Raw genomic sequence first — 26,531 nt, forward strand, 5'->3', positions numbered from 1 at the left:
GGCTCCCAGTAGACGACTGGGTTGATAGGCCGGATATGGAAGCCCTGTGAGGGGTGGAGTTGACCGGTACTAATAGGCCGAGGGCTTGTCCTCAGTTGCTCGCGTCCACTGTGTTGTTCTGAAACAACGACCCGCCCGACGTTCGGGTGCGCGGTTGACAGTTTCATAGTGTTTCGGTGGTCATAGCGTAAGGGAAACGCCCGGTTACATTCCGAACCCGGAAGCTAAGCCTCACAGCGCCGATGGTACTGCAGGGGGGACCCTGTGGGAGAGTAGGACGCCGCCGAACAATCATTCAGAAGAACCCCCGTCCGGGATTCCGGACGGGGGTTCTTCGCATTCCCGGGCCTTTTCGAAACCGCGCGGCCGGTCAATGCGGGTAGCGAGTGCGGATGGCTCGGGCGGCGTCGGTGCCGTCGAGCAGGCTGTGGAGCAGGGCGGTGAGGGTCTCGACGTCCTCGGTGGTGAGCCGGGCGCCCATCTCGGTGGTGAGCCGGGCGGTGGCGTCGCCGAGTCGGGTGGCGAGGGCGCGGCCGGCGTCGGTGAGGTGGATGAGGACGGCTCGTTTGTCCTGCTCGTGCGGGACGCGGCTGACCAGGCCGCGTTGGACGAGCGCGTCGACGAGCCGGCTGGGGCTGCCCTGTTCGCAGATCAGCAGTCGGCCGAGGGCGGCCAGGGTGACCGGTGGGTGCGCGGAGAGGACGTCGAGGACCTCGGCCTGGGCGGGGGTGAGGCCCAAGTGGCGCAGGGCGTCGCCGAGTCGGCGGCTGCCTTCGCGTTGGGCGGCCAGGACCAGGTAGCGCAGTTCGTCGTGCGTGGCCCGGGCTGGGCGGCTGGGATCGGTGGTCGCGGTCACGGGCTGTCCTCGTTTCCGGGGATCGGGTGGCGGTGTGCGGCCAGCATATCAATGACATGACATCGATGTGATGACATCGATGCCACAACATTGATGCCAGAACATGGATGACACGACATCGATGTTGTGTCATGGTTGTCCTCGTCATCGACGGAAGCCCGCTGGGGCGGAAGGAGCACGACCATGCGATCCGACGCGCGTTCAGAAGCACGATCCGACTTCGTCGTTCTCGGTGCCACCGGCACCACCGGCGGCTTGGTCGCCGAGCACCTCGTTCATCAGGGCGCGACCGTGACGCTGGCCGGTCGGGACGGGGACCGGCTGGCGGCCGCCGCGGCGCGGTTCGTCGGCGGTGAGGTGTCCGTCCTGACCGTCGACCTCGCGGAACCCGCCTCGCTGGCGGCCTTGGCCCGGGCGGGCAGGGTGCTGGTCAACACGGTCGGTCCGTTCGCCCGGCTGGCGCCGGCGGTGGTGGACGCCTGCCTCGACGCCGGCACGGCGTACCTCGACCTCGCCAACGAGCGGGTCGCGGTGCGCGCCCTGCTCGACCGGGACGCCGAGGCGCGGGAGCGGGGCGTCGCGCTGGTCACCGGCGCCGGCTTCGGGCCGGCCGCCACGGAAGCGCTGGTGCTGACGCTGCTCGGGCGAACGGCGGGGGAACCCGCTCGGGTGGTGGTCGCCTCCGCAGCCACCAGCGCGTTCGACACGGCGGGAGTGCGCAGCACCGTGGCCGAGGCCGTCGCCGAGGGGGCCACCACCTACCGTGCCGGCGAGCTGGTCCGCGGTCCGCTCGGCGAAGGCGCCACCACGCTCGTGTTCGGCGGTGCGAGCCGTGCGGTGATCCCGGTGCCGACCGGCGACCTGGAGGCGGCCCGTGCCGCCAGCGGTGCGCCGGACGTGACGGCGTACGCCGTTCCGCGCGGAGGCGGTGGCGGCGCGGACGCCCGCTCCTACGCGTACGCGGAGCTCACCGACACCCATGGGCGCTCGCACACCGCCGAGTTGGGCACGGGGGAGGGGTTCGCGTTCACCGCGTCGCTCGCCGCGGCGGCCGCACGTGCGCTGCTGGACGGCCCGCGCCCGGGTGCCCGCACGGCGGCGCAGCTGCTCGGTGCCGACCGGGTCGCGGCCCTGCCCGCCACCGGCATCACGCTGGGCCGGTGATCCCGTTGAGCGCCTTCTCGGCCCCCACGTCCTCGTCGCCCGCCTTCTCGTCCGCCGCGCTCACCGTGCACCGGCTGGGCGACCGCATGATCAACTTCTATCTCGTCGACACCGGTCCGGCCCTGGTGCTGGTCGACGCCGGGCTCCCCGCGCACTGGGACGGCCTGGTCGGGGCACTGCGGGGCCTCGGCCGGCCGCTCACCGACATCGCGGCGGTCCTGGTCACCCACGCCCACCCCGATCACGTGGGCCTGGCCGAGCGGGTCCGGGTCGAGGCCGGAGCCGAGGTGTGGGTGCACGAGTCCGACGCACCGATCCTGGCGGAACCCCGGAGCCTCAACCGGGTCTGGCGCCCCGAGCGTTCCCTCCTCGGCTACGCGGCCCGGCGCCCCAGCAGCTTGCGCGGGCCCCTGCACCTGGCCCGGGGCGGCGCGCTCCGCACGCCGGCGGTCCGGGAGTTCCGCACCTTTACGGCGGACACCCCGCTCGACCTGCCCGGGACGCCGCTGGCCGTGCACACCCCGGGCCACACCCACGGCAGCACCAGTTACCTGTTCCGGGACGCCTCGGTGGCCTTCACCGGCGACGCCCTGGTCACCAGTGACACGGTCGGCGGCCGGATCGGACCGTGCGTCATCTGCCGGGCCTTCACCCAGGACAGCCGCGCGGCGCTGGCTTCCCTGGAGAGGGTCGCGGAGCACGAGACCGGCACCGTCCTGCCGGGCCACGGAGAGCCGTGGCAGGACGGTTTGGCGGAGGCCGCGAGGCAGGCGGTGGCGGCCGGGATCCGGTGAGTGCCGGACTCCCTGGGCGGCCCCCGGACCCCGGCCGCCATCGGGGCCTGACGGTCACCCGGCTCCGCCGACGGCCGGCCGCCGCCCGGCCCGCTGCCCTGCCCATCGCCCGGGCCCATCGCCCGGGCTCACCGCCCGGGCTCACCGCCCGGGCCCACCGCCCGGGCCCCCGCCCGGCCGGCCGCTCCGGAGGCCGAGAGGCCCGCGCGCCGGTGCTCAGCTGGTGTGGAGGACGCGGAAGCGGGCGGGGTCGGCCGGATCGCGGTCGACGACCTGGACGGGCGGCCACGCCCACTGCCAGACGCTGATCCCCGGCGCGCGGGAGAACCGGATCGTTCCGCGGGTGCCCTCGACGGCCACGCGCGGCCACGCGGCGGCGATCTTCGCCCGATCCGCGTCCGCGCCCTCGGAACGCAGCACCTCGGCGAGGACGGTGACGGTGTCGTAGCCCTCGAAGGCGACGAAGGACGGCGCCTCACCCAGCCGTTCGCGCAGCGCCGTCCCGACGCGGGCGCCGAGCGGGCCGACGTGCTCGGGCAGGTAGCGCAGGAACGGGACGGCCGCGCCGTCGTCGCCCAGCCGCGCCGACCAGTCGGCGAACTCCGGTTGCCCGGCCGGAGCGCCGATCAGGATCCCGGCCAGACGCCGGTCGCGGCGGACGGCCTCGACGATCGACACCGCCGACTCGGGCGCTCCGACCAGGAGCAGCAGCGCCGTCGCGCGCTGCCGGACGAGCTGGTCGCGGACGGCCTCGGGGGCGAGTTCGCCCGTGTCGAGCTCGACGAGGCCGGCGCCACGGGCAGCGAGGTGTTCCCGCAGGACGCGGGTGCCGGACGCCCAGTAGACGTTCGGCTGGGTCGCCACGGCGATCCGGCGATGGCCCGCGCCGAGCAGGAAGTCCGCGTAGACCCGCCAGCCGTGGGACTGGGCGGGGGCGATCCGCGCGACCCACTCCGTCGGCTGTTCGGTGAGCGCGTCGAGAACCGCCGACGCACAGAGGAAGGGCACGCCCAGCGCGTCCGCCCTGGCGGCCACGGCACGGGCGACCACGCTGTGGTACTCCCCGGCGAGAGCCGCCACGCCCAGGCCCGCCAGTTCGTCCACGGCCGCCGCGGCCTTCTCCGGGTCGGCGGCGGTGTCCCGGACCACCAACTCCAGGGGCCGGCCGCCGACCCCACCGGCGTCATTGGTTTCTTCGACGGCCAGTTCGAGCCCGGCGAGCAGGTGCCGGCCGGCCTCGACCCAGCCGGGCCGGGTCAGCGGGACGAGGGCGCCGAGCCGGACGGACGGACCGTCGGCCCGTTCCGCGGCGGACGGCGATGGTGGCGTGGGCATGGGTGGAGCCTCCGAGTCACGATGCGGCTACGGCCCGCACATCAGGATTGATCGCGCGCGCACCTGACACCCCAGCACGCCGGGGCGCGAGGTCTCAACCCCCGTCCTCGACCCCTTCCCCACGCCGCCCCCACCCCGCGCTCGGCGCGCCCCCGTGCTCGGCGCGCGCACGCGCCCGGACAAGGGCCGTCCCGCGGTCGAGCCCCGAGGCCGGCCGGCCCCACCCGGGCTCGGGTCCGACGGCCCGCCGTCAGGATGACGGAGGGATGGCTCCCAGGGGGGATCCTGATCGCGCGTGAGGCCGACGCAGCGTCGTCAAGCGACGACGAGGCTGGGGGCATGCCGATCTCGCGTCTCGCCCTTCCGCTCGGTGACACCGAGCGCGCCGTCCCCGTCTGGGCCGTCCGGCTCGCCAGGGCCCTTCCGTTCGTGGTGGTGCCGCACTGCCTGTGGCGGCTCCCGTTCGCCGTCGACTTCCCGATGGGGCAGGTCGATCCGGCGGCCCCGGTCGCTCCCTGGTGGTCCCCGTTCTACGTCATCGGGCTCAGTGTGCTCACCGAGGCGCTGGCCCTGCTGACCACCGGCTTGGTGAGCGGGTGGGGTGAGGTCGTGCCGCGCTGGGTGCCGTTCCTCGGCGGCCGCCGGGTGGCGCCGCTCGCCGCGGTGATCCCGGCGGTCCTGGGCGGCCTGGCCCTGGTGGCGATGTACGACCTCTACCCGCTCGCATGGGTCGGCGTCCTGCCCGCGGTGGAGTACAGCAACGGATGGTGGCGGGCCCTCGCCCACGTGTGCATCACCCCGGCGATGCTGTGGGGGCCGATCGTGCTCGTCCTGGCCTGGGCCTACTACCGGCGGCGAACTGCCTGAGGGGTTCCTCGGTGCGGACCGGCCGAGCCGGGAAGGCTCGGACCACCACGATCGCCGACGCCTGCAGTGCTCCCACCGCGTCGGTCCGCCGAGCCGATCGGCCGAGACAGGTCCGGCGGTTCTGGGTAACCTCGCCCCGTGGTGGATCAGGAGCAGTACGTCCGGTATCGGGAGGACTCGAAGGTGCTGGCGGCGATCGGGGCGCACGTCGATGCCCAGGTCGGCCGGATCACCGTGCGACTGCCCAGGGCGGTGGCCGAGGCCGCGGTGGGCGCATGGGAGCGTGACGAGTCGGGCGACCTCGGCGAGGAGACCCATGAGCAGTACGCACTGCGCGACCAGGCGGCGGAGTTGGCGCTGATCGGCCTCGCGATCTCCCAGCGCGGCCGCTGGGAGGGCGAGGAGGTCGTGATCGACCTGGACGTCGCCTCCGCCGGCGCGGCCTTGCGGGCGTCACAGTAGTCAGGCCGCGGGGCAGAGACCTGGCGCCCCGAGCGGATGCCCTCCCCGCCGCGGCTGCGCCCGCGTTCGCCGGATTCGGCCTCGGCGCGGCCGGCGTGTGCGTGGTGCGCGCCGCTGACAGCGGCCCGGCCGTGCGCCAGCATGGGGCGCATGGCCGAGACGACGAGGACCTTCCGCAGGATCGCCGACGACCACGTGGCGCGGAGCGCCGCGCTCGACCCGATGACCTCGACCAGACTCGGCCTGCACCCCGAGGACGACCGGCAGCCCGACCTGTCGCCGGAGGGCTTCGAGGCGCTCGCCGACCTCGCCCGGCGGACGCTGGCCGCGCTCGACACCGCCGAACGGGGCGTCGGAGCGGCCGAGTTCGGTGCACGACACGGCGACGCCGAACACGGTGCGACCGAACACGGTGCGACCGAACACGAGGGCGCCGACCACACCGGCGCCGAGCGGGACTGCGCCCGGCTGCTGCGGGAGCGGTTGACCGCCGAACTCGCCGTGCACGAGGCCGGCGACCACCTCCGCCAGCTGCGCAACGTCAACTCGCCGCTGCACAAGGTGCGGAGCATCTTCACCATGATGCCCACCGACACCGAGGAGAACTGGGCGGCGGTCGCCGGGCGGCTGCGCAACCTTCCCGGCGCACTCGACGGCTACCGGGCGACCCTGACCGTGGGCATCGACCGAGGCCTGCTGTGCGCGCCCCGGCAGGTGCACGCCGTCATCGCCCAACTCGCCGCCTGGACCGGCCAGGACGGTGACGGCGCCGACTGGTTCACCGGCTTCGTGGCCGCCGGCCCCGCCCGGCTGCGGCCCGAACTGGACGCCGCCGCCGCACGCGCGACGGCCGCCGTGGCGGCCTTCCGCGACTGGCTGCTCGCCACCTACCTGCCCGCCGCCGACGGCACCCCGGACGCCGTCGGCCGGGAACGCTACCTGCGCTCCGCCCGCTGGGCCAACGGCGCCGAGGTCGACCCGGCCGAGGCCTACGCCTGGGCGTGGGAGGAGTTCCACCGGACCGTCGCCGAGATGCGGGCCGAGGCCGAGCGGGTGCTGCCCGGGGCCGGCGTCCGGGAGACCATGGACCACCTCAACCGGCACGGCCATGCGATCGAGGGCGCGGAGAACATCCGCGCCTGGCTGCAGCAGATCACCGACGAGGCGATCGACGCCCTCGACGGCACCCACTTCGACCTCACCGGCCCGCTGCGCCGGGTGGAGACCCGGATCGCGCCGCCGGGAAGCTCGGGCGCGCCGTACTACAACGGCCCGAGCCTCGACTTCAGGCGCCCCGGCCGGACCTACCTGCCGACGCTCGGCCGGCGCTCCTTCCCGACCTGGCAGCTCGTCAGCACCTGGTACCACGAGGGTGTCCCCGGCCACCACCTGCAGACCGCCCGGTGGACGGCCTGCGCCGACCGCCTGAGCAGCTACCAGATCACCCTCGGCGCGGTGAGCGCCGACAAGGAGGGCTGGGCCCTGTACGCCGAGCGCCTGATGGACGAGCTGGGCTTCCTGACCGACCCGGCCCGGCGCCTCGGCTACCTGGACAAGCAGATGCTGCGGATCATCCGGGTCATCGTCGATATCGGCATGCACCTGGAACTGGCCATCCCCGCCGACTCCGGCTTCCATCCCGGCGAACGCTGGACCCCGGAACTCGCCACCGCCTTCATGGCCGCCCACCACGGCAGCGACATCCCCCGCCGCAGCAGCGAGATCGACCGCTACCTGGGCTGGCCCGGCCAGGCCATCGGCTACAAGCTGGGCGAACGGGCCTGGCTGCGCAGCCGGGAGGCGGCCCGGCGGCGCCTCGGCGCCGGCTTCGACCTGCGGGCCTGGCACACGAGCGTGCTCTCCCGGGGCTCGGTCGGCCTCGACGACCTGGCCGTCGACCACGTCGCGCCGTGAGCGACGGGCCGTGTGAGCCGCGTCGTGAGCGCCGCGTCGTGAGCGAGAGGCCGTGAGCGAGAGGCCGTGAGCAGCCGGCGCCCGTGAGCGGGGGAGCATGCCGCCGGGCCCCGGCGGTTCGCGGCCGTCGGGGCCCGTCCGCGTGTGAGCGCCCGAGGGGGCGGTCAGATCCTGCGCAGGGCACCGTCGGCGCGCAGGTCGGCGAGGCCGGGGTAGCCGTCGACGGCCATGAGCAGGTCGGCCTCGGCGAGCAGCGAGCGCAGGACGTGCACGATGCCGTCCTCGCCGCCGATCGCCAGGCCGTAGGCGTACGGTCGGCCGACGCCGACCGCCGTCGCGCCGAGCGCGAGCGCCTTGACGACGTCCGCGCCAGTGCGGACCCCGGAGTCGAACAGGACCGGCAGCCCGTCCGCGGCCTCGACCACGCCGGGCAGCGCCTCCAGGGCCGCCAGGCCGCCGTTGGCCTGGCGGCCGCCGTGGTTGGAGCAGTAGACGCCGTCCACGCCGCCGTCCTTGGCGCGCCGGACGTCCTCGGGGTGGCAGAGGCCCTTGAGGAGGATCGGCAGTTCGGTGAGCGAGCGCAGCCAGGGCAGGTCGTCCCAGGTCAGCGGGTTGCCGAAGACGCCGATCCACTCCCGCACGACGGCCTGCGGGTCCTCCTCCGGGGCCTTGGCGAGGCGGGCCCGGAAGACCGGGTCGGAGGTGTAGTTGGCCAGGCAGTGGCCGCGCAGCTGCGGGAAGTTGGCCGTGGCCAGGTCGCGCGGGCGCCAGCCGGGGACCCAGGTGTCCAGGGTGATCACGATGCCCTTGAAGCCGGCGGCCTCCGCGCGGTGCACGAGGCTCTCGGCCAGTGCCCGGTCGGTGGGGGTGTAGAGCTGGAAGAAGCCCGGGGTGTCCCCGAACGTGGCGGCGACCTCCTCCAGCGGGTCGACCGTCAGGGTGGAGGCGACCATCGGCACCCCGGTGCGGGCGGCGGCGCGGGCGGCGGCGAGGTCCCCGTGGCCGTCCTGCGCACAGAGCCCGAGCACCCCGACCGGCGCCATGAACAGCGGCGACGGCAGCCGCATCCCGAACAGCTCGACCGACAGGTCCCGCTCCGTGGCGCCGACCAGCATCCGCGGCACCAGGCCCCACCGCTCGAAGGCGGTGACGTTCGCCCGCTGGGTGGACTCGTCCCCGGCGCCGCCCTCGACGTAGGACAGGAGCGACGGCGGCAGCGCGGCCCGGGCCCGGGCCTCCAGTTCGGCGAAGGTCATCGGCAGCGCCGGCACCACGCCGGCCAGCCCGTTCAGGTAGATCTCGTACTGGTAGTCGCCGAACCGCATGCCGGTCTCGGGGCTCATCCCGGTCGCCGTCCTCTCGCCGTCACCCGCCGTCCGCGGACCGGGGACATCCCGGCCGGGGCGCCGCCCGTCCGTCGCGCGGGGCGGACGGAGCGGGCGGCGCCCCGGCATTCTCGCGGGGGCCGGTGCCCTTGGGTAGGGCGCGGCCGGGGAGGGCAGGGGCCGGGGGCTACTTCGCCGCGCGGAACAGGCCGACGCCGACCGGACGGTGGCCGGCGGGTCCCCGGGACCGGGCGGCCGCTGTGACGGGCTTCGGACTGTGACGGGTTCCGGACTGTGACGGGTTTCGGACAAGGTGGCGCGCGGGGCGGATTTCCTGGAACCTCCACGGAACACTCACTCCGTCTCCCCGTAAGGTGGCACTCGTTCCGCCGCCGGGCAGCGGGCGGAACGCTTCTCCTCGTCCTCGAATCGACCGGAGTGAACCGATGGTGAATACCCGTCAGCTGTGGGAGCGAGCGGCGGCCGCGGTCGTCGGAAGGGGGATCGGAGCCGCAGCTGCGGCGTTCGCGCTGGTCGCGGCCGTCGTCCTGGGCGGCACGGTCTCCGGCATGGCCTCGGCGGAGGCCAAACCCGCCTGGCCCGCGGGCCGTTGGGCCTGCTCCGGGCAGTCCATCGACGCCGGCAACGTCCTCACCGACCACGACCCTGCGGGCTGCGGCGGCTTCGGCTCCTGGTACCAGCAGCCGGCGAAGGACGGGATCTGGACGTGTTCCGGCTCCCCCGTGGTCGCCGGCTACGTCATCACCGACCACACCACGTACGGATGCCGGGGCATCGGCTCGTGGCGGCACAGCCTGGTCAAGGACGGGATCTGGACCTGTTCGGGTTCCCCGATCGTGCCCGGGTACGTCATCACCAACCACCTGCGGGCCGGCTGCGGCGGCATCGGCTCCTGGCAGCACGGTCTTCCGCACGACGGGATCTGGACCTGCTCCGGCTCGCCGGTGGTCGCCGGCTACGTGATCACCGGCCACCAGCAGGGCGGCTGCGACGGCGCCGGCTCCTGGTACCACAACATCGCCCGCGCCGGCCTGTGGACCTGCCCCGGCTCGCCCGTCCCGCCCGGCTTCCGCGCCACCACCTACGCCGCCGGGGGCTGCAACGGCCTCGGTGCCTGGATGCTGGCCAAGGCCTGACGGGCCGTCAATCTTCTGGGGTCCCGAACTCCCGCCGTCCCCGCGTCCCTACACGGAGGCGGGGGCGGCGTCGGCGGCTCCCGGGAACCGCTCGTGAGCCGGTCAGCCGCTCAGCCGGTCAGCCGGTCAGCCGGTCAGTCGACGGTCGGCTGCCGGCCGGTCGTCGGCCGGCCCGCCGACGGTGGGTTGCCGGTCAACGCAGCGCGTCGTAGGACCAGTTCGGGTCGCGACCGGTGAGGGCGAGCAGCCGCTCCTGGCTGCCGGCGCCCGGCGCGCTGACGAGCGGCGGGTCGAACAGGCCGGTGCCGGCCAGGTTGTGGTAGCCCTGGAACTCCTCCAGCGCGTACCGGGCGGCGCCCGGCGGCATCCGGCCGTCCTCGCCCAGCGCCCGGGCGAGGTCCCAGCCGTGCACGACGGTCTCGGCGGTCAGCTCGCGGGCGTACCCGCCGGCGTCGCGCACCCCGTAGGGCAGGTGCACCAGCAGGTCCGGTGCGCCCTCCTGGTGGAGTGCGCGCACCGCCGTGTCGGCGGCCATCGCCCATACCCCGGCGGGGTTGAGACCGAGCACGTCGCCTCCGAACCGGTGGCCGATCGCCTCCGGCGTGTAGCCGGCCACGGCCTGGCACACCCAGAGGTGCTGCGCGGCAAGGTGGTTCAGCAGCATGCGGACGTCCCAGTCCCGGCACGGCGTGGGCGCCGTCCAACCGTCCTCCGGAACGGCCCGCACCAGGCGGGTCACCTCCGCCACGGCGGCGACGTAGCGTTCACGGACCTCGACGTGGAACCCGGGTGGGTGCGGACATTCCATCGGAGGGCCTCCCTCCTGCCCTGCTCACTCTCAGTAAACCGCCCCGGGGAGTGAGGTGCCAGGTCTGGGAGGGGGCGACTGCCGTGAGTGCTCGCCCGGTGCCTCCCCGTCAGCGCGCCGGGTCCTCCAGGACGGCCCGCGCCGCGTTGTGCCCCGGGATGCCGCTGACACCGCCGCCGCGCACCGCTCCCGCTCCGCACAGCAGGACGGCCGGGCGGTCCGTCGCCACGCCCCAGCGGGCGGCGGCACCGCCGGTGGCGGCGCTTTCGGCCGCTCGGCCCTCCTCCGCGAACGGGAAGGCGAGGTCGCGGTGGAAGATGTGGCCGCCCGGCAGGCCGATCTCCCGCTCCAGCTCCGGCGGTGTCCTCGCCTCCAGACAGGGCCGGCCGTCGGCGTCCGTGGCCAGGCAGTCGGCGATCGGCTCGGCCAGCACCGCGTCCAGCTGCGCCAGGCTCGCGGCCAGCGCGCGCTCCTTGGCCGCCGGATCGCCGAACAGCCGGGCGGGCATGTGCAGACCGAACAGGGTCAGCGTCTGGAGCCCCTGCCGGACGGCCTCCGGGCCCAGGATCGACGGGTCGGTCAGGGTGTGGCAGTAGATCTCGGACGGCGGCGCCGAGGGCATCAGGCCGGCCCGCGCCTCGGCATGCGCGGCCGCCAACTGCCGGTAGCCATCGGCGATGTGGAAGGTCCCCGCGAAGGCCTCGCGCGGGTCCACGGCGGCGTCCCGCAGCCGCGGCAGGCGGCGCAGCACCATGTTGATTTTCAGCTGGGCGCCCTCCGGTGCGGGCCCGGGGTCCTCGCCCAGCAGCCGGGCCAGGGCGGCGGGCGCGGCGTTCACCAGCACCCGGTGCGCGGCCACCCTCCCCTCGCCACCCCGCTCCAGGTCCCGGTACGACACCTCGGCCTCGGCGTGGCCGCCGGTGCGGCCGTCGCCCGTGGCGCGCTCGGCGGCGACGGCGGTCACCTCGTGGCCGGTCCTGATCTCCGCGCCGGCCGCCCGCGCCGCCGCGGCCAGCGCGTCCGTCACCGCGCCCATCCCGCCGACCGGGACGTCCCAGTCACCCGTCCCGTTGCCGATCACGTGGTACAGGAAGCAGCGGTTCTGCCGCAGCGCGGGGTCGTGGGCGTGGGTGAACGTGCCGATCAGCGCGTCCGTGAGGACCACGCCGCGCACCAGGTCGTCCGCGAAGCTCCGTTCGATCACCGCGCCGAGCGGCTCCTCGAACAGCGCCGTCCAGGCCTCCTCGTCGGCGACCCGCCGGCGCAGCTCCGCCCGCGCGGGCAGCGGCTCGGTGAGCGTCGGGAACACCCGCTCGGCGACCCGCGCGGTCGTCCCGTAGAACCGCTGCCAGGCCTGCCACTCCCGGTCGCCGCCGGTCAGTGCCCGGAACGACTCCCGGGTGCGTCCCGGATCGCCGGCGTCCACCAGCAGCCCGGTGGGCTTGCCGTCCCGCTCGACGGGCGTGTACGAGGCGATCCGGCGCCGCCGCAGCTCCAGCCGCAGCCCGAGCTCCCGGACGACCTTCCGCGGCAGCAGGCTGACCAGGTAGGAGTAGCGCGACAGCCGCGCGTCCACTCCCGGGAACGCCCGCGTCGACACGGCCGCCCCACCCACCCGCGGCAGCCGCTCCAACACCAGCACCCGCCGACCGGCCTGCGCCAGGTACGCCGCCGCCACCAGCCCGTTGTGCCCGCCGCCGACGATCACGACGTCGTACCGCGAGGACGCGTTCGTGTTCATCCGGCCACGCTACGCCACAACCCGGGGCGCGGAACAGGCGTGCGGCCCCTCCACCGCCGTCGCCGCGCGTGGCCGGACGCGCGCTACGGGGTGGGATGGTCCGTGCGGGTGCGCAGGTACGTGAGGACGGCGAGGACGCGGCGGTGGCCGGTGTCGGGGGTGGGCATGCCGAGTTTGGCGAAGATGTGGCCGATGTGCTTGTTCACCGAGCTCTCGGCGATGAACAGGAGGGCCGCGATGGTGGGGTTGTTGTGGCCCTCGGCCATCAGGGCGAGGACCTCGCGTTCGCGCGGGGTCAGCGCGGCGAGCGGGTCGTGGTCGGGGTGGCGGGCCATGAGGTGGGTGATGACCTCGGGGTCCATGGCGGTGCCGCCTCCGGCGACGCGGGTGAGGGCCTGGAGGAACTCCTCGGCGCGGCCCACGCGGTCCTTGAGGAGGTAGCCGACGCCGGCGGCGCTCCGGGCGAGGAGCTCGGCGGCGTAGGCGCGTTCGACGTACTGGGAGAGGATCAGGACGGGGAGTCCGGGCAGTCGTCGGCGGGCCTCGACGGCGGCGCGCAGGCCCTCGTCGCGGAAGCCGGGCGGCAGGCGGACGTCCACCACGGCGACGTCGGGGCGGTGGTCGAGCAGGGCGGGCAGCAGGTCGTCGCCGTGCTCGACGGTCGCGCACACCTCGTGGCCCTCGCTGGTCAGCAGGAGCACCAGGCCCTCGCGGAGCAGGGCGTTGTCCTCGGCGATCAGGATCCGCATGGGATGCGCACCTCCAGTACGGTCGGGCCCCCGGGTGGGCTGGACAGGTCGGTCGTGCCGTCGAAGGCGGCGACGCGCCGGCGCAGACCGGGCAGCCCGCTGCCGGATCCCTCGGCGGCGCCGCCCCGGCCGTCGTCCTCGATCCGCACGGCGATCGCCTCGCCGGTGATCCGCAGCCGGACGAGGGCGGTGCGGGCGCCGCTGTGCCGGGCGACGTTGGTGAGGGCCTCGGCGACCACGAAGTAGGCCGCGGCCTCGGCTGCGGCGGGTACGCGGGGCGGCGGGGTGCCGGGGCCGGCCTCGGCGGGGTCAGCGGGGCCGGCAGGGCCGGCTTCGGCGGGGTCGGCCAGGTCGGTTCGGGTGGGGACGGGGCAGTGGGCGGCGAGGGAGCGGACCGCCTCCGCGAGGCCGCGGTCGGCGAGCACCGGGGGGTGGATGCCGCGGACCAGGGCGCGCAGGGACTCCAGGGCCTGCTCGGCGACCAGTTGGGTCGAGTCCACCAGCTCCGCGACGTCGTCCGGGCGGTGGGTGAGGGCGCGGCGGATCACACCGAGCCGCAGCGAGACGGCCACCAGGTCGGCCTGGGCGCCGTCGTGCAGGTCGCGTTCGATCCGGCGCAGCTCGGCGGCGTGGGCGTCCAGCGCCTCGGACCGGCTCACCGTCAGCTCGTGCACCCGCTGCGCGAGCGACGCGCGGCCCCGGGCCGCCAGCAGCCGGCGGGAGGCCCGCGCGTGCAGGTCGGCGAGCGGCCCGGCGGCGGCCACGGCGACGGCGGCGTAGCCGATCCCACCGACCGCGGCGGTGACCGCCATCGCCCAGGAGTCGACGTTCAGCAGGATGACCGCGTCCCGCTCGTGCGGCAGCAGCCGCCACCACACGGGCGCGGTCAGCCAGTTGAAGGCGTGGCTGCAGAGGGTGAGGGAGGCGGCGCACAGGGCGGTGCCGGCGGTGCCGTGGGCGAGCAGCCAGAGCAGGTCGCTGCGGACGGCCGGGTCGCGCGGGGACGCCGGTCCGTGCGGGTACGGCGAGCGGACCTCGGGCCCCAGCCGGCGGCCGACCAGCCGGCGGTGGAACTCGCTGCAGTGGCGCAGGAGTCGCAGCGCGTGGGGGAGGAGCAGGAGGCCGACGCCGGTCAGGCACAGGGCGAGGACGGCGAGCAGCAGAACGAGACCGACCAGTGCACCGAGACCGGTGCCGAGGCAGAGCAGCGTGTACCCGGCGGCCGAGGGGAAGCGCCGAACCGTCGACCGGACCGCTGCTCCTGCGGCGATTCCCGCTGCCCGCACGATCGTTCAGTGCCTCCGCGTCGACTCCTCGCCACCCTAGCACCGGCCGGTGAGCGGCCCTTCCGCTGGGCGGCCGCCGAGTTCACAAGGGGGCGGGCGATCGCGAGGGTCCGTGAGTTCGGTTCCTGGAGGGTGGCTCCGCTCGGCCCGCCGTCAGTGGACAGCGGTCTGCCAGTCCGAGGGGCCGGCGGCGGGGAGGTGGTCGGGGAGGCCGGGGGTCCAGCGCTTGGTGCCGTCCGGGAGGACGGCGAGGGCTTCGAGGCCGGGGCGGCGGGCGACCCAGGCGAGCGCGCGGTCCGGGCCCATGGCGAAGGCGGCGGTGGCCCAGGCGTCGGTGCGGGCGATGCCGGTGCCCGGTGCGCCGACCAGGGTGAGGGAGGCCAGGCCGGTGGCCGGGCGGCCGGTGTGCGGGTCGAGGATGTGCGGGCCGCGTTCGGCGGTGCCGGAGGTGGCGACGGCGAGGCCGTGGCCGGCGAGTACGGCGGTGAGCCGGCCGGGGTGCCCGGGGTCGGCGATGCCGATCCGCCAGGGCCCGCCGCCGGTCTGGACGTCCCCGCCGCCGCTGACGCAGTACTGCCGGGAGCCGGAGGAGTGCAGCAGGGCCGCTGCCTCCTCGACGGCCCACCCCTTGACCCAGCCGCTGGGGTCGAGCCTGCCGCCGGGCCGTTCGGTGAACCAGCCGTCGGTCTCGGCGGCCACCCGGCGGCAGGCGGCCAGGACGGTGCGGACGTCGGGATCGCAGTCGCCCGGGGAGAGTTCGCCCCGGTCGAGGCGGCTGATGTCGCTGTCGGGCCGGTAGGTGGAGAAGACCGCGTCGATCCGGTGCAGCCGCTCGGCGATCCGGCCGAGCACGGCGGGAGTCTCCGGCCCCGGGTCGCGGACGGTGATCGAGAAGACGGTGCCCATCACGGGTTCGGCGTGGTGGAGCACGGCGTCTCAGCCCTTCGCCCGGTCGAGGGCGCTCTGCAGCGAACGCATGTAGCCCTCGCTGGTGTACGTCGCGCCGCTGACCACGTCGATCCGGGCGCTCTGGGCGGAGATCGCCTCCTGGTTGAGCACGGGCAGGGCGGAGGTGTTGATCTCGCGGTCGCGCCGTTCCGCGGTGGGGTACTTGACCACGTCGACGGCGGTGATCCGGCTCCCGGCGAGGGTGACCTGGACCTGGACCGGGCCGTAGCGCGTGTTGACGGTGTCGCCGCCGACCTTCCGGGTGGCTCCCGCGGAGGCGGCCGCGGACGGGTTCGCGGATCGGCCGGCGGAGGGGCCGGTCGACGGCTCGGAGACGTCCGAGCCGCTTCCCGCGGCGGATCCGGCACCGGAGGCGGACCCGGCGTCCGGCCCCGAGCCGATCACCGGGGCCGGGCCGGTCGCCTGGTGCGGTTTGAGGGAGAGCAACAGCACCACCCCGGCGGCGGTGGCGGCACTGGTGACGACGGCTCGGCGCATGGGTATCGACACTCCTCGGAGGACGGCGGGCAGGGGGAAGACGCGGGCACGGGATGGAGCGGGGCACGGGGTGGACGGCGGGCACGGAAGACGCCTGCACGGGAAAGCGCGGGCACGGGATGGAGCGGGGCACGGGGTGGACGGCGGGCACGGGAGAGGGGGCGGGGCTCAGAAGGAGAAGTCCTCGTGGTGGATCCGCCCCCGCCGCACCCCCGCCGCCCGCAGCGCGCGGACGGCCTCCCCGGTCAGCGCCTCCGGGCCGCACAGGTAGACCTCGTGCCCGGCGAGGTCCGGGACGAGCCGGGCGAGCGCGGCGCCGAGGTCGCCGACCTCCTCCCGGGTGCCGAGCAGCTCGTGCACCACCGCGCCGCGCCGCCGGGCGACGTCGGCCAGCTCGGCCCGGAACAGCACGTCCTCCGGTCGGCGGGCCCGCTGGACCAGGGTGAGCTCGCCCGGGAGCGTCTCGAACAGCGCGCGCAGCGGGGTGATCCCGACGCCCGCGCCCAGCAGCAGGACCCGACGCTGTCGCAGCCGTCGCCCGGTGAACGCGCCGTAGGGGCCCTCCGCGCGCACCCGGGTGCCCGGGCGCAGGCCGGCCACGGCGGCGCTGTGCCCGCCGAGGTCCTTGACGGTGAAGCGCAGGAAGCGCGGGTGCGGCGGTGCGGACAGCGAGTACGGGTTGGCGGCCCAGCGCAGCCCGGGCGCCTGGAACTGGAGGCGGAAGAACTGCCCCGGCTCCGCGCGGAGTTCGTCCAGCCGGTGTCCGGTCAGGAACAGCGACACCACGCCCGGTCCCTCCGGCCGTACCTCGGCGACCTGCAGTCGGTGCCGCCGGTCGAGCAGCCACGGCCGGGCGAGCCGGTACCAGCCGAGCAGCGCGGCCGTCCCGAAGTAGAGGGCGTACCAGGCGGCGCCGCCCGGTCCGCCGCCGAGGTCGGCGCCGGTGGCGAGCTGGTGGGAGAAGGCGAGCGCCACGGCCAGGTAGGTGGCGAGGTGCAGGTAGTACCAGGCTTCGTACGGGAGGCGGCGGCGCGCGGCCCGGGCGGAGACCGCGCCGGTGCCGAGCAGCAGCAGCGTGCCCAGGGTGGCCTTGATCATCTCGGGGTAGTGGAGGACCACCTCCACGCCCTCGCCGAGGAGTCCGCGCCCGTCGGTCAGCGCGTAGCCCCAGACGACGGTCAGCACGTGCACCGTGACGGCGGCCACCAGCCACCGCCCGCCGAAGGCGTGCCAGCGGGCCAGCCGGTCCGCGCCGATGCCGCGTTCCAGCGGCGGCAGCCGGGCCATCAGCAGGATCAGCACGGGGGCGGCGTACCCGGCGAGCAGCCCGGTGATCCGTCCGGCGCCGGTCAGCCAGCCGGCCGCGCCGACGACCGCCGGGGTGCCGGCCCACCAGAGCGCGAGCACGCCGACGGCGCCGACGGCGATCAGGGCCAGTGCGGGCGCCGGCTCCAGGGCGAAGGGCGCGCGCGGCGCGGCCCGGCGGCCGCGGTCGGTGGGGGTCGGTCGCGGCCGGGGCCCGGGCCGCGACGGCGGCGCGGCGGCAGTGGTCATCGGGAACCTCCTCAGCGCCCGGCGGCGGGTGCCGCCGAGGCCAGCCACGATCGCACCGCAAGCTCTGAGCCGGCTCTGAACGGGAGCGGCCCCCGGGGGCTGGTGAGGGCGCATCGCCCCTGGTCAGGGTGGGTAGATCGGCGGCGAACCAGGTTCAGAGGTCTCAGGACTTTCTCATCGCGGCGGTCCAGAATGGACGCCGCGGCGCCCGCGTGCCCGGCACCGGCGCGCACCGCACGAGACCGAGGGAGCAGCATGGACGACACCGCCGACCGCCCGGAGTGGCGCGTTCTGGTCGTCGACGACGAGCCGGACCTGGTCGAGGTGGTCTGCGGCGCCGTGCGCTACGAGGGCTGGCAGGCGCGCGGCGCGACCACCGGCCTGGCCGCGGTGGAGGCGGCCGCCACGTGGCGGCCGCACGCCGTGGTGCTCGACGTGATGCTGCCGGACCTGGACGGCCTGGAGGTGCTGCGCCGGGTGCACGCCGGGCAGCCGGAGGTGCGGGTGCTCTTCCTCACCGCCCGGGACGCCGTCGAGGAGCGGATCGCGGGCATCGCGGCGGGTGGTGACGACTACGTCACCAAGCCGTTCAGCCTGGCCGAGGTGGTCGTCCGGCTGCGCGGACTGCTGCGCCGGGCCGCTGCGCCCGTGGCCCCGCACCGGCCGCCCGCGCACGCGCTGGTGCTCGGCGACCTCGTCCTGGACGACCGGGCCCGCGAGGTCACCCGCGGCGGCGAGACGATCGAGCTCAGTCCGACCGAGTACGCGCTGCTCGCCCACCTGATGCGCCACCCCCGGCAGGTGCTCAGCAAGGCGCAGATCCTGGACGCGGTCTGGTCGTACGACTTCGGGGGGCAGGCGCACATCGTCGAGCTGTACATCAGCTACCTGCGCAAGAAGGTGGACGCGGGCCGCAGTCCGATGATCCACACGGTGCGCGGCGCGGGGTACCTGATCAAGGCGGCGCCGTGAGGCCGGGCATCCCCCACGCCCCGCGCACTTCCGGCCGGCTGCGGGCCGGGCTGGTCCCCCGGACCCTGCGGGCCAGGCTGATCGCCGGCCTGCTGGTGCTGCTCGTCGTGACCTGCGCGGCCGTCGGCCTCGCGACCACGGCCTCGCTGCGCCACTTCCTGGTCGACCGTCTGGACCAGCAGCTCGCCGCGGCCGGTGGCCGCTACGCCGCGAGCCTGGAGCACGCGGGCCAGGGCGGCGGGCCCGACACCCGGGCGCAGACCCCCGGGACCCTCGGCGTCCGGCTGGTCGGCGGCCGGGTCACCGCGGCCGGGGTGGTCGACGGCGACGCCGACGACGCGGACGCCCCCGGCGCGGACGGGACCGGCACGGACCCGACGTCCACGGACGGCCACGGCGCGAACGGGACCAGCGCGAACGGGACCGCCGCGAACGGGACCGCCGCGGACGCGACCGGCGCCGACGGCACCGGCGACGAGGACGACCGGATCACCTTCACGCCCGCCCAGCAGCGCGCGCTCGCCGCCCTGCCCGCCGGCGGACCGGCCCGCACCCTGGACCTCGGCGCGGCCCAGGGCCACTACCGCGTCCGCGCGGTCGCCGGACGGGACGGCGACGTGCTGGTCAGCGGCCTTCCGCTGCGCCCGGCCGAGGACACCGTCCGGCGGCTGGAGGCCCTTGAGCTGACGGTCTTCGCGATCGCCGTCGCGGCCGCCGGTACGGCCGGGGCGCTCTGGGTGCGCTGGTCGCTGCGCCCGCTGCAACGGGTGGTGGGCACGGCCGAGCGGGTCAGCGCCATGCCGCTGGCCAGCGGCGAGGTCCTGCTGGCCGAACGCGTGCCGGACGACGACCCGCGCACCGAGGTCGGCCGGGTCGGCGCGGCGCTGAACCGGATGCTCGGCCACGTCGGCGACGCCCTCGCCCGCCGCCACGCCGTGGAGGAACGGCTGCGCGCGTTCGCCGCCGACGCCAGCCACGAGCTGCGCACCCCGGTCGCGGCCGTCCGCGGCCACGCCGAGCTGGCGCTGCGCCACCCCGGGGCCGTGCCCGCGCCGGTGCGGCACTCGCTGGAGCGGATCGACGCCGAGGCGGTGCGGATGGGCACGATCGTCGAGGACCTGCTGCTGCTCGCCCGCCTGGACGCCGGTCGCCCGTTGGCGGAGGACGAGGTGGACCTGACCCGGATCGCCCTCGACGCCGTCGCCGACGCCCGCGCCGCCGGGCCGGACCACCATTGGCGCCTCGCCCTCCCCGAGGAGCCGGTCCTGGTCCGGGGCGACGGGCACCGGCTGGGCCAGGTGGTGGCCAACCTGCTGGCCAACGCCCGGACCCACACCCCGCCCGGCACCCGGGTGGAGCTGGACCTCCGGCGCACGGGCGCCGGTCAGGTCGAGTTGAGCGTGACCGACGACGGGCCGGGCATCGCGCCGGAGCTGCTCGACCGGGTCTTCGAGCGCTTCGTCCGGGGCGACCGCGCCCGCTCCCGGGCCACCGGCTCGACCGGGCTCGGGCTGGCGATCGTCCGGGCCGTCGTCCGGGCGCACGGCGGCACGGTGGACGCGGTCGCCCGACCGGGCCGTACGGTGTTCACCGTCCGGCTGCCGTAGCGCGGCCAGCGGCGGCGTCCCCGCCCGCGCCGTCGCCCTCGTCCCCGGTCCCGCCCGCGCCCTCGTCCCCGGTCCCGCCCGCGCCCTCGCCCCCGGTCCCGGCGCCGCCGCCGGCCGTACGGAAGCGCTGCCGGTAGTCGGTCGGAGTGGTGTCCAGGCGGCGGCGGAACGCTCGGACGAGGGTGTCCGTGGTGCCGAACCCGCAGGCGGTGGCGATGCGTTCGAGCGTGGCGTCGCCGGATTCCAGCTGGTGACGGGCGCGTTCGACCCGGGCCGATTCGATGTAGGCGCTCGGGGTGGTGCCCAGCTCGGTCTTGAAGATCCGGGTCAGCTGCCGTTCGCTGACGTGGGCGTGGGCGGCGAGTTCCGGGACGCTGAGCCGCCCGGAGAGGTTGCGCAGGATGTGGTGGCGCAGCTCCTCGATCCGCCGGGTGGTCGAGACCGGCTCCAGCGGGACGCTGAACTGGCTCTGTCCACTGGGACGTTTGAGGTACATCACCAGCTGGCGGGCGACCCGCAGGGCCAGCTCCTCGCCGAAGTCCTCGGCGACCAGGGCGAGTGAGAGGTCCAGGCAGGCGCTGATGCCCGCGCCGGTCCAGACCTCGCCCTCGCGGATGAAGATCGGATCGGCGTCCACTTCGATCGCCGGGTACTCGGCGGCGAGTTGGTCGGCCGTGGACCAGTGGGTGGTGGCGCGCCGGCCGTCCAGCAGTCCGGCGGCGGCGAGCAGGTGCGCGCCGACGCAGACGCTGGCGACCCGGCGCGAGCGGGCGGCCAGGGTGCGGACCCGGTCGACCACGGCGGGGTCGGTCACCGCGTGGACCCGGCGCCGTTCGTCCAGTTCGACCGCGCCGGGCACCAGCAGGGTGTCGATGCCGCCCTCGGCGGCCTGGTCGAAGGTGAGGTCGGGCAGGATCCGCACGCCTGCCGCGGTGGTGACCGGCGCCGTGGTCTCGGCCGCGAGGACGACCCGGTAGCCCGTCGCGTCGCCGGTCTCCCGCCGGACCAGTGAGAACACCTCCGGCGGGCCGGTCACGTCCAGCAGGTCGACGCCCTCGAACAGGACGACGACGATCAGCCGCTCCACGCTCGCGCTCTCGGTCTCGCTGTCGCTCGCGGTCGCGCACTCGGTCTCGGTCTCGGTCTCGGTCTGCACCCGGCCTCCTAGGCGTGATGTCCGAATCTGCAGGTTAGACGACATTGCCGACACGGGAACGCCGCCCGTAGCGTTTCCCGAGGCAGGAACACCACCTGTGACCTGCAGGAACATCACTCTCCCCTCCATCTCCGAAAGGCGGCACCGCCGTGCCCACGACGACCCTGCGCACCCTCAGCGGACTCGACGAGAAGCCGGCCGCACTGGGCGACTCGACCGTGATCCTGATCGACTACCAGAACACCTACACCCGCGGCGTGATGGAGCTGGAGGGCTGGCGGGAGGCGCTCGCCGCCGCCGCCGACCTGCTCGCCCGGGCCAGGGCCGCCGGCGCCACCGTCATCCACGTGATGAACGACGGCGGCGCGGGCACCCCGTACGACGTCCGCGCCGAGATCGGTCGGATCCACCCGAGCGTGGCCCCCGCCGAGGGCGAGCGGGTGGTGGTCAAGCAGGTGCCGGACGCGTTCGCCGGCACCGACCTGGCCGAGCTCGTCGACGCGGCCGGCCACCAGGACGTGGTCGTCGCCGGGTTCATGACCCACCTGTGCGTCACCTTCACCACCGCCTCCGCCTTCCTGCGCGGCAACCGTCCGACCGTCGTGGCCGCCGCCTCGGCGACCCGGCCGCTGCCCTCCGGGGGCACCGAACTGACCGCCGAGCAGGTCCACCGCAGCGCGCTGGCGACGATCACGGACCTGTACGGAGTGGTGGTGGAGTCCCCGGCGGACCTGGGCTGAGGCCCCGGGAGGGTACGGCGGCGGGGGAGCGGGTCCCGGGGGCTCGCGGGGGGTGGGGGCCGAGCGCCGGGCCCGCTCCCCGCGGGCGTCGGCGTCCGGTCCGCCCTCGGCCCCCGCCGTCCAGGACGTCCGGGGTTCCAGCCTGACGGGGGGCGACCGACGGGCCGTCGATTCGGTTCTCGCCGAACGGTCTTGCGGTGGCGCCGCCCCCGGGGCGACGATCGCCGTCGTGCTGCGAATCTTCTTCGGGGCGGACGACCTGGCGCGGGTCCGAGTCGCGGAGCGCCCGGACATGTCGATGGAGCTCTCCCTCAGCGTGCACGCCCTGGTGAGCGGGGTGCGCGACCCGCGCTTCCAGGCCTGGCGGAACCGCCTGCGGGCCTCCTGGAACCCGCGCACCTCGCTGCTCTTCGACCTCTACACCCCGGCGGCGATCCCGGAGTTCCTCACCGTGCTGCGCGATCCGGGGGCCACCGAGAGCGCCACCGCCGAGACGCCGGAGGGACCGCTGCGCGAGCACCTGCGCTCGGTCGGCGGGGAGCGGCAGTTGAGCGCCTTCGCCTGCAGGGTGGCGGCCGGCGACCGGCGCGCGAGGAGGCTGCTCGGCACCGTCACCGCCGACTACCAGACCCGGGCGATCGATCCCTACCGGCGGCAGATCGAGACCATCGTCACCGTCGAGCACGGGCGCCGCCAGCGGCTCACCGAGCCGGACCGGGTGCTGGGCTCGCTGCACCCGGCGCTGTCCTGGCGCCGGCCGGTGCTCAGCTTCCCGCTGGCGAACCGGTGCCGCCACGACGTGTGGCTGGACGGCCGCGGCCTGCTGCTCCAGCCCTGCGTGTTCGGCCCCGGCCGCCCCGTCATCGCCCGCTTCGAGGACCCCTCCCAGCAGCCCGTCCTCCTCTACCCGGCCAGGATCGGTGGACCCTTGCGCGCCGAGCCCGAACCGATCCCCAGCCGCAACCTGACCGCCCTGCTCGGCCAGACCAGGGCCGCCGCCCTGGAGGCCATCGCCGCCCACGGGCCCTGCTCCACCAAGGACCTGGCGGCGCGCCTGGGCATCTCCACCGCCTCCGCGAGCGAGCACGCCAGCGTCCTCGCCGACTCCGGGCTCACCACCAAGGCCCGCGCCGGCCGGACCGTCACCCACCGGCCCACGCCGCTCGGCGAAGCCCTGCTGGCCGGCCGCCTCCCCGCCCCGGCCCCCGGCCGCGTCCCCGCCTGACGGGCGCCGTACGACCACCCCGGCCCCGGCCGAACGCGTTCAGCCCCCATGCGCGACGATGAGGGCGCATGCGGGGACCTCCCGCCCGCACCTGGCTCCGCCACGCCGCCCGAGGGGCCGGCCCCGGCCGGCTGCCGAACGCCGGATCGCCGCCCGGTCACCATCGGCCCGGAAGGCCCCCACCATGACCGAACTCCTCACCCTGGAAGCCCAGTTGCGCCTGGCCGGCGCCGCCCTCGTGGCACTCGGCCTGGTCCACGCCGTCCTGCCCCGCGTCATCGGCTGGCCCGCGGACCTCGCCCGCACCACCCTGCTGACCCGGCAGGTCTCCTACGCCCACCTCTTCTTCATCGGCCTGGTCTGCACCCTCCTCGGGCTCCTCCCGCTCTGCCTGGCCCCCGACCTGCTCGCCGGCACCCGTCTCGGCACCGCGCTGCTGGCCGGCCAAACCCTCTTCTGGGGCCTGCGCTGGCTCTTCGAATTCGCCGTCTTCTCCCCGAAGCTGTGGCGCGGAGACCGCGTCCGCACCATCGCCCACCTCGGCCTCTCCACCCTCTGGACCTGGATCACGGCCGTCTTCGCCACCGCCCTCTGGCACACGCTCTGACCCCGCCCCTCCGGGACTCGTGCGGCCCGAGGGGGCTGCCCCGCAACCCGTCGGCAAGGGATCGGCCGACCCGCTGGAGGCTCCCGTCGCGGTGCGTTCGCCGTGCGTCCGGGGGCCGTACGGGCCGGAGCCGTCAGTGGGCGGCAGCCTCCCTCAGGGGGCGGCCGGGAGGGCGGGGGCGCGGCGGGGTTGGCGGGGGAGGGGGAGGGTGAGTGCCTCGGGGGAGGTGGGCGGGAGCGCGAGGGCGGAGGCGGTCTCGGCCGGGAGGGGGCGGAGGCCGAGGAGGGCGGTGGTGAGGCGGGTGGTGGCGCGGTGCCAGTCGGGGACGCGCTGGAGCATGGCGTGCCCGCTGCCGGTGACGGTGTAGCCGCAGACGCGGGCGCCGGCGGCGCGGCTGCGGGCGGCGAAGGCGTGGGTGTCGGCGGGCGGGGTGACGGTGTCCCGGTCGCCGTGCAGCAACAGGATGTCGCGGTCGGCCAGTTGGTCGCACGGGTCCTCGGCCGGGCACCAGGGGGCGAGGGCGATCAGGCCCGTGACGGAGGGGTGTCCGCCGGCCCGGAGGGCGGCGCGCCCGCCCATCGAGTGGCCGATCAGGACGGTCGGCACGGGGCCGAGCGCGGCGGTGAGTTCGTCGAGGGCGGCGAGTGCGTCCCGGGCGGCGTCGGCGCGTTCGCCGTTCCAGCCGCGGTGGCGGTAGCGGACGGTGCCGACGGCGACCTGGGCGTCCGCGGTCGCCCTGACGAGCCCGCGCAGGAAGCCCTGCATGCGGAGCAGCGGGAGGTTGAGGCGTCCGGGCCGGGCGAGGTTGTGCTCCTCGCCGCCGTGCAGGACGAGGACGGCGGCCCGGGCACCGTGCGGGCGGGTCCGCCACTGCAGCGCCCGGTGTCCGACCGTGCTGTCCGCCGCACTGTCCGCCGTCGTACCGCTCACTGCCGCACCGTCCTGTCCCGTCCCGTCCCGCCCCGTGGCCCGTCCCCCTGGAACGCCACTGTACGCGGGCGGTCCGGCGGGCCGGTCAGCCGAGGAAGACGTTCCGGACGCCGGACGGCCGACGGACGGGCGGGCGGCTCGGGTCTCAGAACTCCAGCAGGCGCTGCTCGCGCACGAGCCAGCAGATCGCGGTCAGCCTGAGCACGGCGTAGTCGTGGCCGACCGGCTCCCGCCAGCCGATCTCGGTGAGCGCGTCGAGGAAGCCCTGCGCGTAGTCGGACAGGTCCGCGCGGTCCACTGGCCGGGCCGCGAGCTCCGGGCCCTGCGCGTAGAGCAGTTCGCGCAGCATCGCCGCGTGCTGGTCGACCGCCGCGACGAACCCGGGCTCGAAGGCGAACTCGGCCAGCCGCGGCGTGAAGGCCGCCACGATGCCGGGCAGCGGGCAGCCGGCCGGCTCGTCGGGGGAGCGGAACGATTCGTCGGAGGTCGCGAACATCCGTCCACGGTAGGCGAGCCCCGGTGTGGGCGCGGCGGCCCGTGACGGTTCCGTGCTGAGACCTTGGCCACCCGTGCGGGGCGTCGGCACGTTCCGTGTTCTGGCCGGTTCCCTGCGCTCACGGCCGGGCGGTCCGTACCAGAATGGTCCGCATGGATCTTCGCATCTTCACCGAACCCCAGCAGGGCGCGAGCTACGACACCCTCCTGGCGGTCGCCCGCACCGCGGAGGAACTCGGTGCCTTCAGTGCCTTCTTCCGCTCCGACCACTACCTGAAGATGGGCGACGTGGACGGCCTGCCCGGGCCGACCGACGCCTGGATCACCCTGGCCGGCCTCGCCCGCGACACCCGCACCATCCGCCTCGGCACGCTGATGACCGCCGCCACCTTCCGGCTGCCCGGGGTCACCGCGATCCAGGTCGCCCAGGTCGACGCGATGAGCGGCGGCCGGGTGGAGTTCGGTCTCGGAGCCGGCTGGTTCGAGGCCGAGCACACCGCCTACGGCATCCCCTTCCCCAAGGAGAAGTTCGGGCGGCTGGAGGAACAGCTGGCGATCATCACCGGGCTGTGGAACACCAAGCTCGGCGACACCTTCGACTTCGCCGGCGAGTACTACACCCTGACCGACTCGCCCGCGCTGCCCAAGCCCGCCCAGGACCGCATCCCGGTGCTGGTCGGCGGCCACGGCCCGACGCGCACCCCGGCGCTGGCGGCCCGCTTCGCCGACGAGTTCAACATGCCGTTCGCCTCGGTGGACGACTCCGCGGCCCAGTTCGGCCGGGTCCGCGCCGCGGTCGAACAGGCCGGGCGCTCGGCCGACGACCTGGTGTACTCCAACGCCCTGGTCGCCTGCGTCGGCCGGGACGACGCCGAGGTGGCGCGCCGGGCCGCCGCCATCGGCCGTGAGGTCGACGAGCTGAAGGCCAACGGCCTGGCCGGTACCCCGGACGAGGTGGTCGAGAAGATCGGCCGGTACGCGGCCGTCGGCAGCGAGCGGATCTACCTGCAGATCCTCGACCTGGGCGACCTGGACCACCTGGAGCTGATCGCCTCCCGGGTCGCCCCGCAGCTCGGCTGAGCCGGCTCAGCCGGCGGCCCGGCTGATCCGCTCAGCGGCTGACCTGGCAGCCCGGCCGATCCGGCGGCCCGCCGACCCGGCTGACCGGGCGGCCCGGCCGACGGTCCAGCCGGGCCGCCGCCGCGCTGGGGCGGACGGGTGCCGCGCGGGGGCCGGGAGACCGGCCCGTCTCCCGTCACGGCGGCGTCCGGAACCGGGCCCGGTCCGGTAACGGCGCCGGGACCGGCACGGGCCGTCCGTACCCGCTCCGACCTCCGCCCT

At 75.4% G+C, this 26,531-nt stretch carries 25 protein-coding genes and 2 rRNA genes; 14 read left to right on the forward strand and 13 right to left on the reverse strand.

All coding sequences use genetic code 11. From position 1 onward, the window contains the following. Both ACZ6Y7_RS05280 and rrf read left to right on the forward strand, forming a co-directional pair. Positions 1–93: ribosomal RNA gene (locus ACZ6Y7_RS05280) — 23S ribosomal RNA — on the forward strand; the annotation flags it as partial. Between the two features lie 79 nt (positions 94–172). After that, positions 173–289 (forward strand): 5S ribosomal RNA (rrf, locus tag ACZ6Y7_RS05285). Positions 290–370: 81 nt separating this feature from the next. On the opposite strand, the gene ACZ6Y7_RS05290 is transcribed toward rrf, so the two are convergent. Continuing rightward, positions 371–856 (reverse strand): MarR family winged helix-turn-helix transcriptional regulator, encoded by a 486-nt coding sequence (locus tag ACZ6Y7_RS05290; protein WP_465756482.1) that lies wholly within the window; start codon positions 854–856, stop codon positions 371–373. A 183-nt stretch (positions 857–1,039) separates the two neighbouring features. On the opposite strand from ACZ6Y7_RS05290, the gene ACZ6Y7_RS05295 reads away from it, so the two are divergent. Together ACZ6Y7_RS05295 and ACZ6Y7_RS05300 are read left to right on the forward strand one after the other, a co-directional pair. After that, positions 1,040–2,020 (forward strand): saccharopine dehydrogenase NADP-binding domain-containing protein, encoded by a 981-nt coding sequence (locus tag ACZ6Y7_RS05295; RefSeq protein ID WP_465756483.1) that lies wholly within the window; start codon positions 1,040–1,042, stop codon positions 2,018–2,020. Further along, on the forward strand, positions 2,017–2,814 hold the full coding sequence (locus ACZ6Y7_RS05300) for an MBL fold metallo-hydrolase (RefSeq protein ID WP_465756484.1): 798 nt from the start codon (positions 2,017–2,019) through the stop codon (positions 2,812–2,814). The genes ACZ6Y7_RS05295 and ACZ6Y7_RS05300 overlap by 4 nt, the downstream gene beginning before the upstream one ends. 216 nt (positions 2,815–3,030) lie before the next feature. On the opposite strand, the gene ACZ6Y7_RS05305 is transcribed toward ACZ6Y7_RS05300, so the two are convergent. Further along, positions 3,031–4,149: an ABC transporter substrate-binding protein gene (locus ACZ6Y7_RS05305; protein WP_465756485.1), complete on the reverse strand. Its 1,119-nt coding sequence runs from the start codon at positions 4,147–4,149 to the stop codon at positions 3,031–3,033. A 339-nt stretch (positions 4,150–4,488) separates the two neighbouring features. On the opposite strand from ACZ6Y7_RS05305, the gene ACZ6Y7_RS05310 reads away from it, so the two are divergent. The 3 genes from ACZ6Y7_RS05310 (at position 4,489) to ACZ6Y7_RS05320 (ending at position 7,392) form a co-directional block, all read left to right on the forward strand. After that, positions 4,489–5,016, forward strand: coding sequence for a hypothetical protein (locus ACZ6Y7_RS05310; RefSeq protein WP_465756486.1), 528 nt, complete (start codon positions 4,489–4,491; stop codon positions 5,014–5,016). Positions 5,017–5,154: 138 nt separating this feature from the next. Then, positions 5,155–5,478: a hypothetical protein gene (locus ACZ6Y7_RS05315; RefSeq protein WP_465756487.1), complete on the forward strand. Its 324-nt coding sequence runs from the start codon at positions 5,155–5,157 to the stop codon at positions 5,476–5,478. A gap of 150 nt (positions 5,479–5,628) precedes the next feature. After that, positions 5,629–7,392, forward strand: coding sequence for a DUF885 domain-containing protein (locus ACZ6Y7_RS05320; protein ID WP_465756488.1), 1,764 nt, complete (start codon positions 5,629–5,631; stop codon positions 7,390–7,392). Between the two features lie 164 nt (positions 7,393–7,556). Here ACZ6Y7_RS05320 and ACZ6Y7_RS05325 read toward each other — a convergent pair whose 3' ends face one another. Next, complete coding sequence (locus tag ACZ6Y7_RS05325; RefSeq protein WP_465756998.1) at positions 7,557–8,717, reverse strand: alpha-hydroxy-acid oxidizing protein; 1,161 nt, start codon at positions 8,715–8,717, stop codon at positions 7,557–7,559. Between the two features lie 446 nt (positions 8,718–9,163). Between ACZ6Y7_RS05325 and ACZ6Y7_RS05330 the strand changes: the two genes are divergently transcribed. Beyond that, the gene (locus ACZ6Y7_RS05330) at positions 9,164–9,874 is read left to right on the forward strand and encodes a hypothetical protein (RefSeq protein ID WP_465756489.1); all 711 of its coding nucleotides are present in this window, start codon (positions 9,164–9,166) and stop codon (positions 9,872–9,874) included. Positions 9,875–10,067: 193 nt separating this feature from the next. On the opposite strand, the gene ACZ6Y7_RS05335 is transcribed toward ACZ6Y7_RS05330, so the two are convergent. The 7 genes from ACZ6Y7_RS05335 to ACZ6Y7_RS05365 form a co-directional block, all read right to left on the reverse strand. Continuing rightward, positions 10,068–10,682, reverse strand: coding sequence for a TIGR03086 family metal-binding protein (locus tag ACZ6Y7_RS05335; RefSeq protein ID WP_465756490.1), 615 nt, complete (start codon positions 10,680–10,682; stop codon positions 10,068–10,070). Between the two features lie 109 nt (positions 10,683–10,791). Beyond that, entirely contained in the window at positions 10,792–12,423 is a 1,632-nt protein-coding gene (locus ACZ6Y7_RS05340; protein WP_465756491.1) for a phytoene desaturase family protein, read from the reverse strand. Between the two features lie 83 nt (positions 12,424–12,506). After that, complete coding sequence (locus tag ACZ6Y7_RS05345) at positions 12,507–13,172, reverse strand: response regulator transcription factor (RefSeq protein WP_465756492.1); 666 nt, start codon at positions 13,170–13,172, stop codon at positions 12,507–12,509. Continuing rightward, positions 13,160–14,458, reverse strand: a complete 1,299-nt coding sequence (locus tag ACZ6Y7_RS05350) for a sensor histidine kinase (RefSeq protein WP_465756493.1) — start codon at positions 14,456–14,458, stop codon at positions 13,160–13,162. Before ACZ6Y7_RS05350 ends, ACZ6Y7_RS05345 begins: the two co-directional genes overlap by 13 nt. A gap of 153 nt (positions 14,459–14,611) precedes the next feature. Then, the gene (locus ACZ6Y7_RS05355; protein ID WP_465756999.1) at positions 14,612–15,364 is read right to left on the reverse strand and encodes an FAD:protein FMN transferase; all 753 of its coding nucleotides are present in this window, start codon (positions 15,362–15,364) and stop codon (positions 14,612–14,614) included. Positions 15,365–15,394: 30 nt separating this feature from the next. Next, positions 15,395–15,904: an FMN-binding protein gene (locus tag ACZ6Y7_RS05360; RefSeq protein WP_465756494.1), complete on the reverse strand. Its 510-nt coding sequence runs from the start codon at positions 15,902–15,904 to the stop codon at positions 15,395–15,397. A gap of 168 nt (positions 15,905–16,072) precedes the next feature. Next, on the reverse strand, positions 16,073–17,458 hold the full coding sequence (locus ACZ6Y7_RS05365) for a ferredoxin reductase family protein (protein ID WP_465756495.1): 1,386 nt from the start codon (positions 17,456–17,458) through the stop codon (positions 16,073–16,075). Positions 17,459–17,713: 255 nt separating this feature from the next. Between ACZ6Y7_RS05365 and ACZ6Y7_RS05370 the strand changes: the two genes are divergently transcribed. Together ACZ6Y7_RS05370 and ACZ6Y7_RS05375 are read left to right on the forward strand one after the other, a co-directional pair. After that, entirely contained in the window at positions 17,714–18,430 is a 717-nt protein-coding gene (locus ACZ6Y7_RS05370) for a response regulator transcription factor (RefSeq protein WP_465756496.1), read from the forward strand. Further along, positions 18,427–20,037: a sensor histidine kinase gene (locus ACZ6Y7_RS05375; protein ID WP_465756497.1), complete on the forward strand. Its 1,611-nt coding sequence runs from the start codon at positions 18,427–18,429 to the stop codon at positions 20,035–20,037. Before ACZ6Y7_RS05370 ends, ACZ6Y7_RS05375 begins: the two co-directional genes overlap by 4 nt. Here the strand turns inward: ACZ6Y7_RS05375 and ACZ6Y7_RS05380 are convergent. Then, positions 20,018–21,124 carry a GlxA family transcriptional regulator gene (locus ACZ6Y7_RS05380; RefSeq protein WP_465757000.1) on the reverse strand — a complete coding sequence of 369 codons (1,107 nt, stop codon included), beginning with the start codon at positions 21,122–21,124 and terminating at the stop codon, positions 20,018–20,020. The genes ACZ6Y7_RS05375 and ACZ6Y7_RS05380 overlap by 20 nt on opposite strands. A 218-nt stretch (positions 21,125–21,342) precedes the next feature. Here ACZ6Y7_RS05380 and ACZ6Y7_RS05385 point away from each other — a divergent pair, with 218 nt between their 5' ends. The 3 genes from ACZ6Y7_RS05385 (at position 21,343) to ACZ6Y7_RS05395 (ending at position 23,765) form a co-directional block, all read left to right on the forward strand. Beyond that, entirely contained in the window at positions 21,343–21,933 is a 591-nt protein-coding gene (locus ACZ6Y7_RS05385; protein WP_465756498.1) for an isochorismatase family protein, read from the forward strand. Between the two features lie 229 nt (positions 21,934–22,162). Further along, positions 22,163–23,158 carry a MarR family transcriptional regulator gene (locus tag ACZ6Y7_RS05390; protein WP_465756499.1) on the forward strand — a complete coding sequence of 332 codons (996 nt, stop codon included), beginning with the start codon at positions 22,163–22,165 and terminating at the stop codon, positions 23,156–23,158. A 184-nt stretch (positions 23,159–23,342) separates the two neighbouring features. After that, positions 23,343–23,765, forward strand: coding sequence for a hypothetical protein (locus ACZ6Y7_RS05395; RefSeq protein WP_465756500.1), 423 nt, complete (start codon positions 23,343–23,345; stop codon positions 23,763–23,765). Positions 23,766–23,918: 153 nt separating this feature from the next. Here the strand turns inward: ACZ6Y7_RS05395 and ACZ6Y7_RS05400 are convergent, their stop codons facing one another. Further along, the gene (locus ACZ6Y7_RS05400; RefSeq protein ID WP_465756501.1) at positions 23,919–24,695 is read right to left on the reverse strand and encodes an alpha/beta hydrolase; all 777 of its coding nucleotides are present in this window, start codon (positions 24,693–24,695) and stop codon (positions 23,919–23,921) included. 145 nt (positions 24,696–24,840) lie between these two features. Continuing rightward, positions 24,841–25,191: a DUF6401 family natural product biosynthesis protein gene (locus ACZ6Y7_RS05405; RefSeq protein ID WP_465756502.1), complete on the reverse strand. Its 351-nt coding sequence runs from the start codon at positions 25,189–25,191 to the stop codon at positions 24,841–24,843. Positions 25,192–25,343: 152 nt separating this feature from the next. On the opposite strand from ACZ6Y7_RS05405, the gene ACZ6Y7_RS05410 reads away from it, so the two are divergent. Then, positions 25,344–26,270 carry an LLM class F420-dependent oxidoreductase gene (locus tag ACZ6Y7_RS05410; RefSeq protein ID WP_465756503.1) on the forward strand — a complete coding sequence of 309 codons (927 nt, stop codon included), beginning with the start codon at positions 25,344–25,346 and terminating at the stop codon, positions 26,268–26,270. Positions 26,271–26,531: the final 261 nt, after the last annotated feature.

The organism is Kitasatospora sp. NPDC053308, assembly GCF_055585785.1.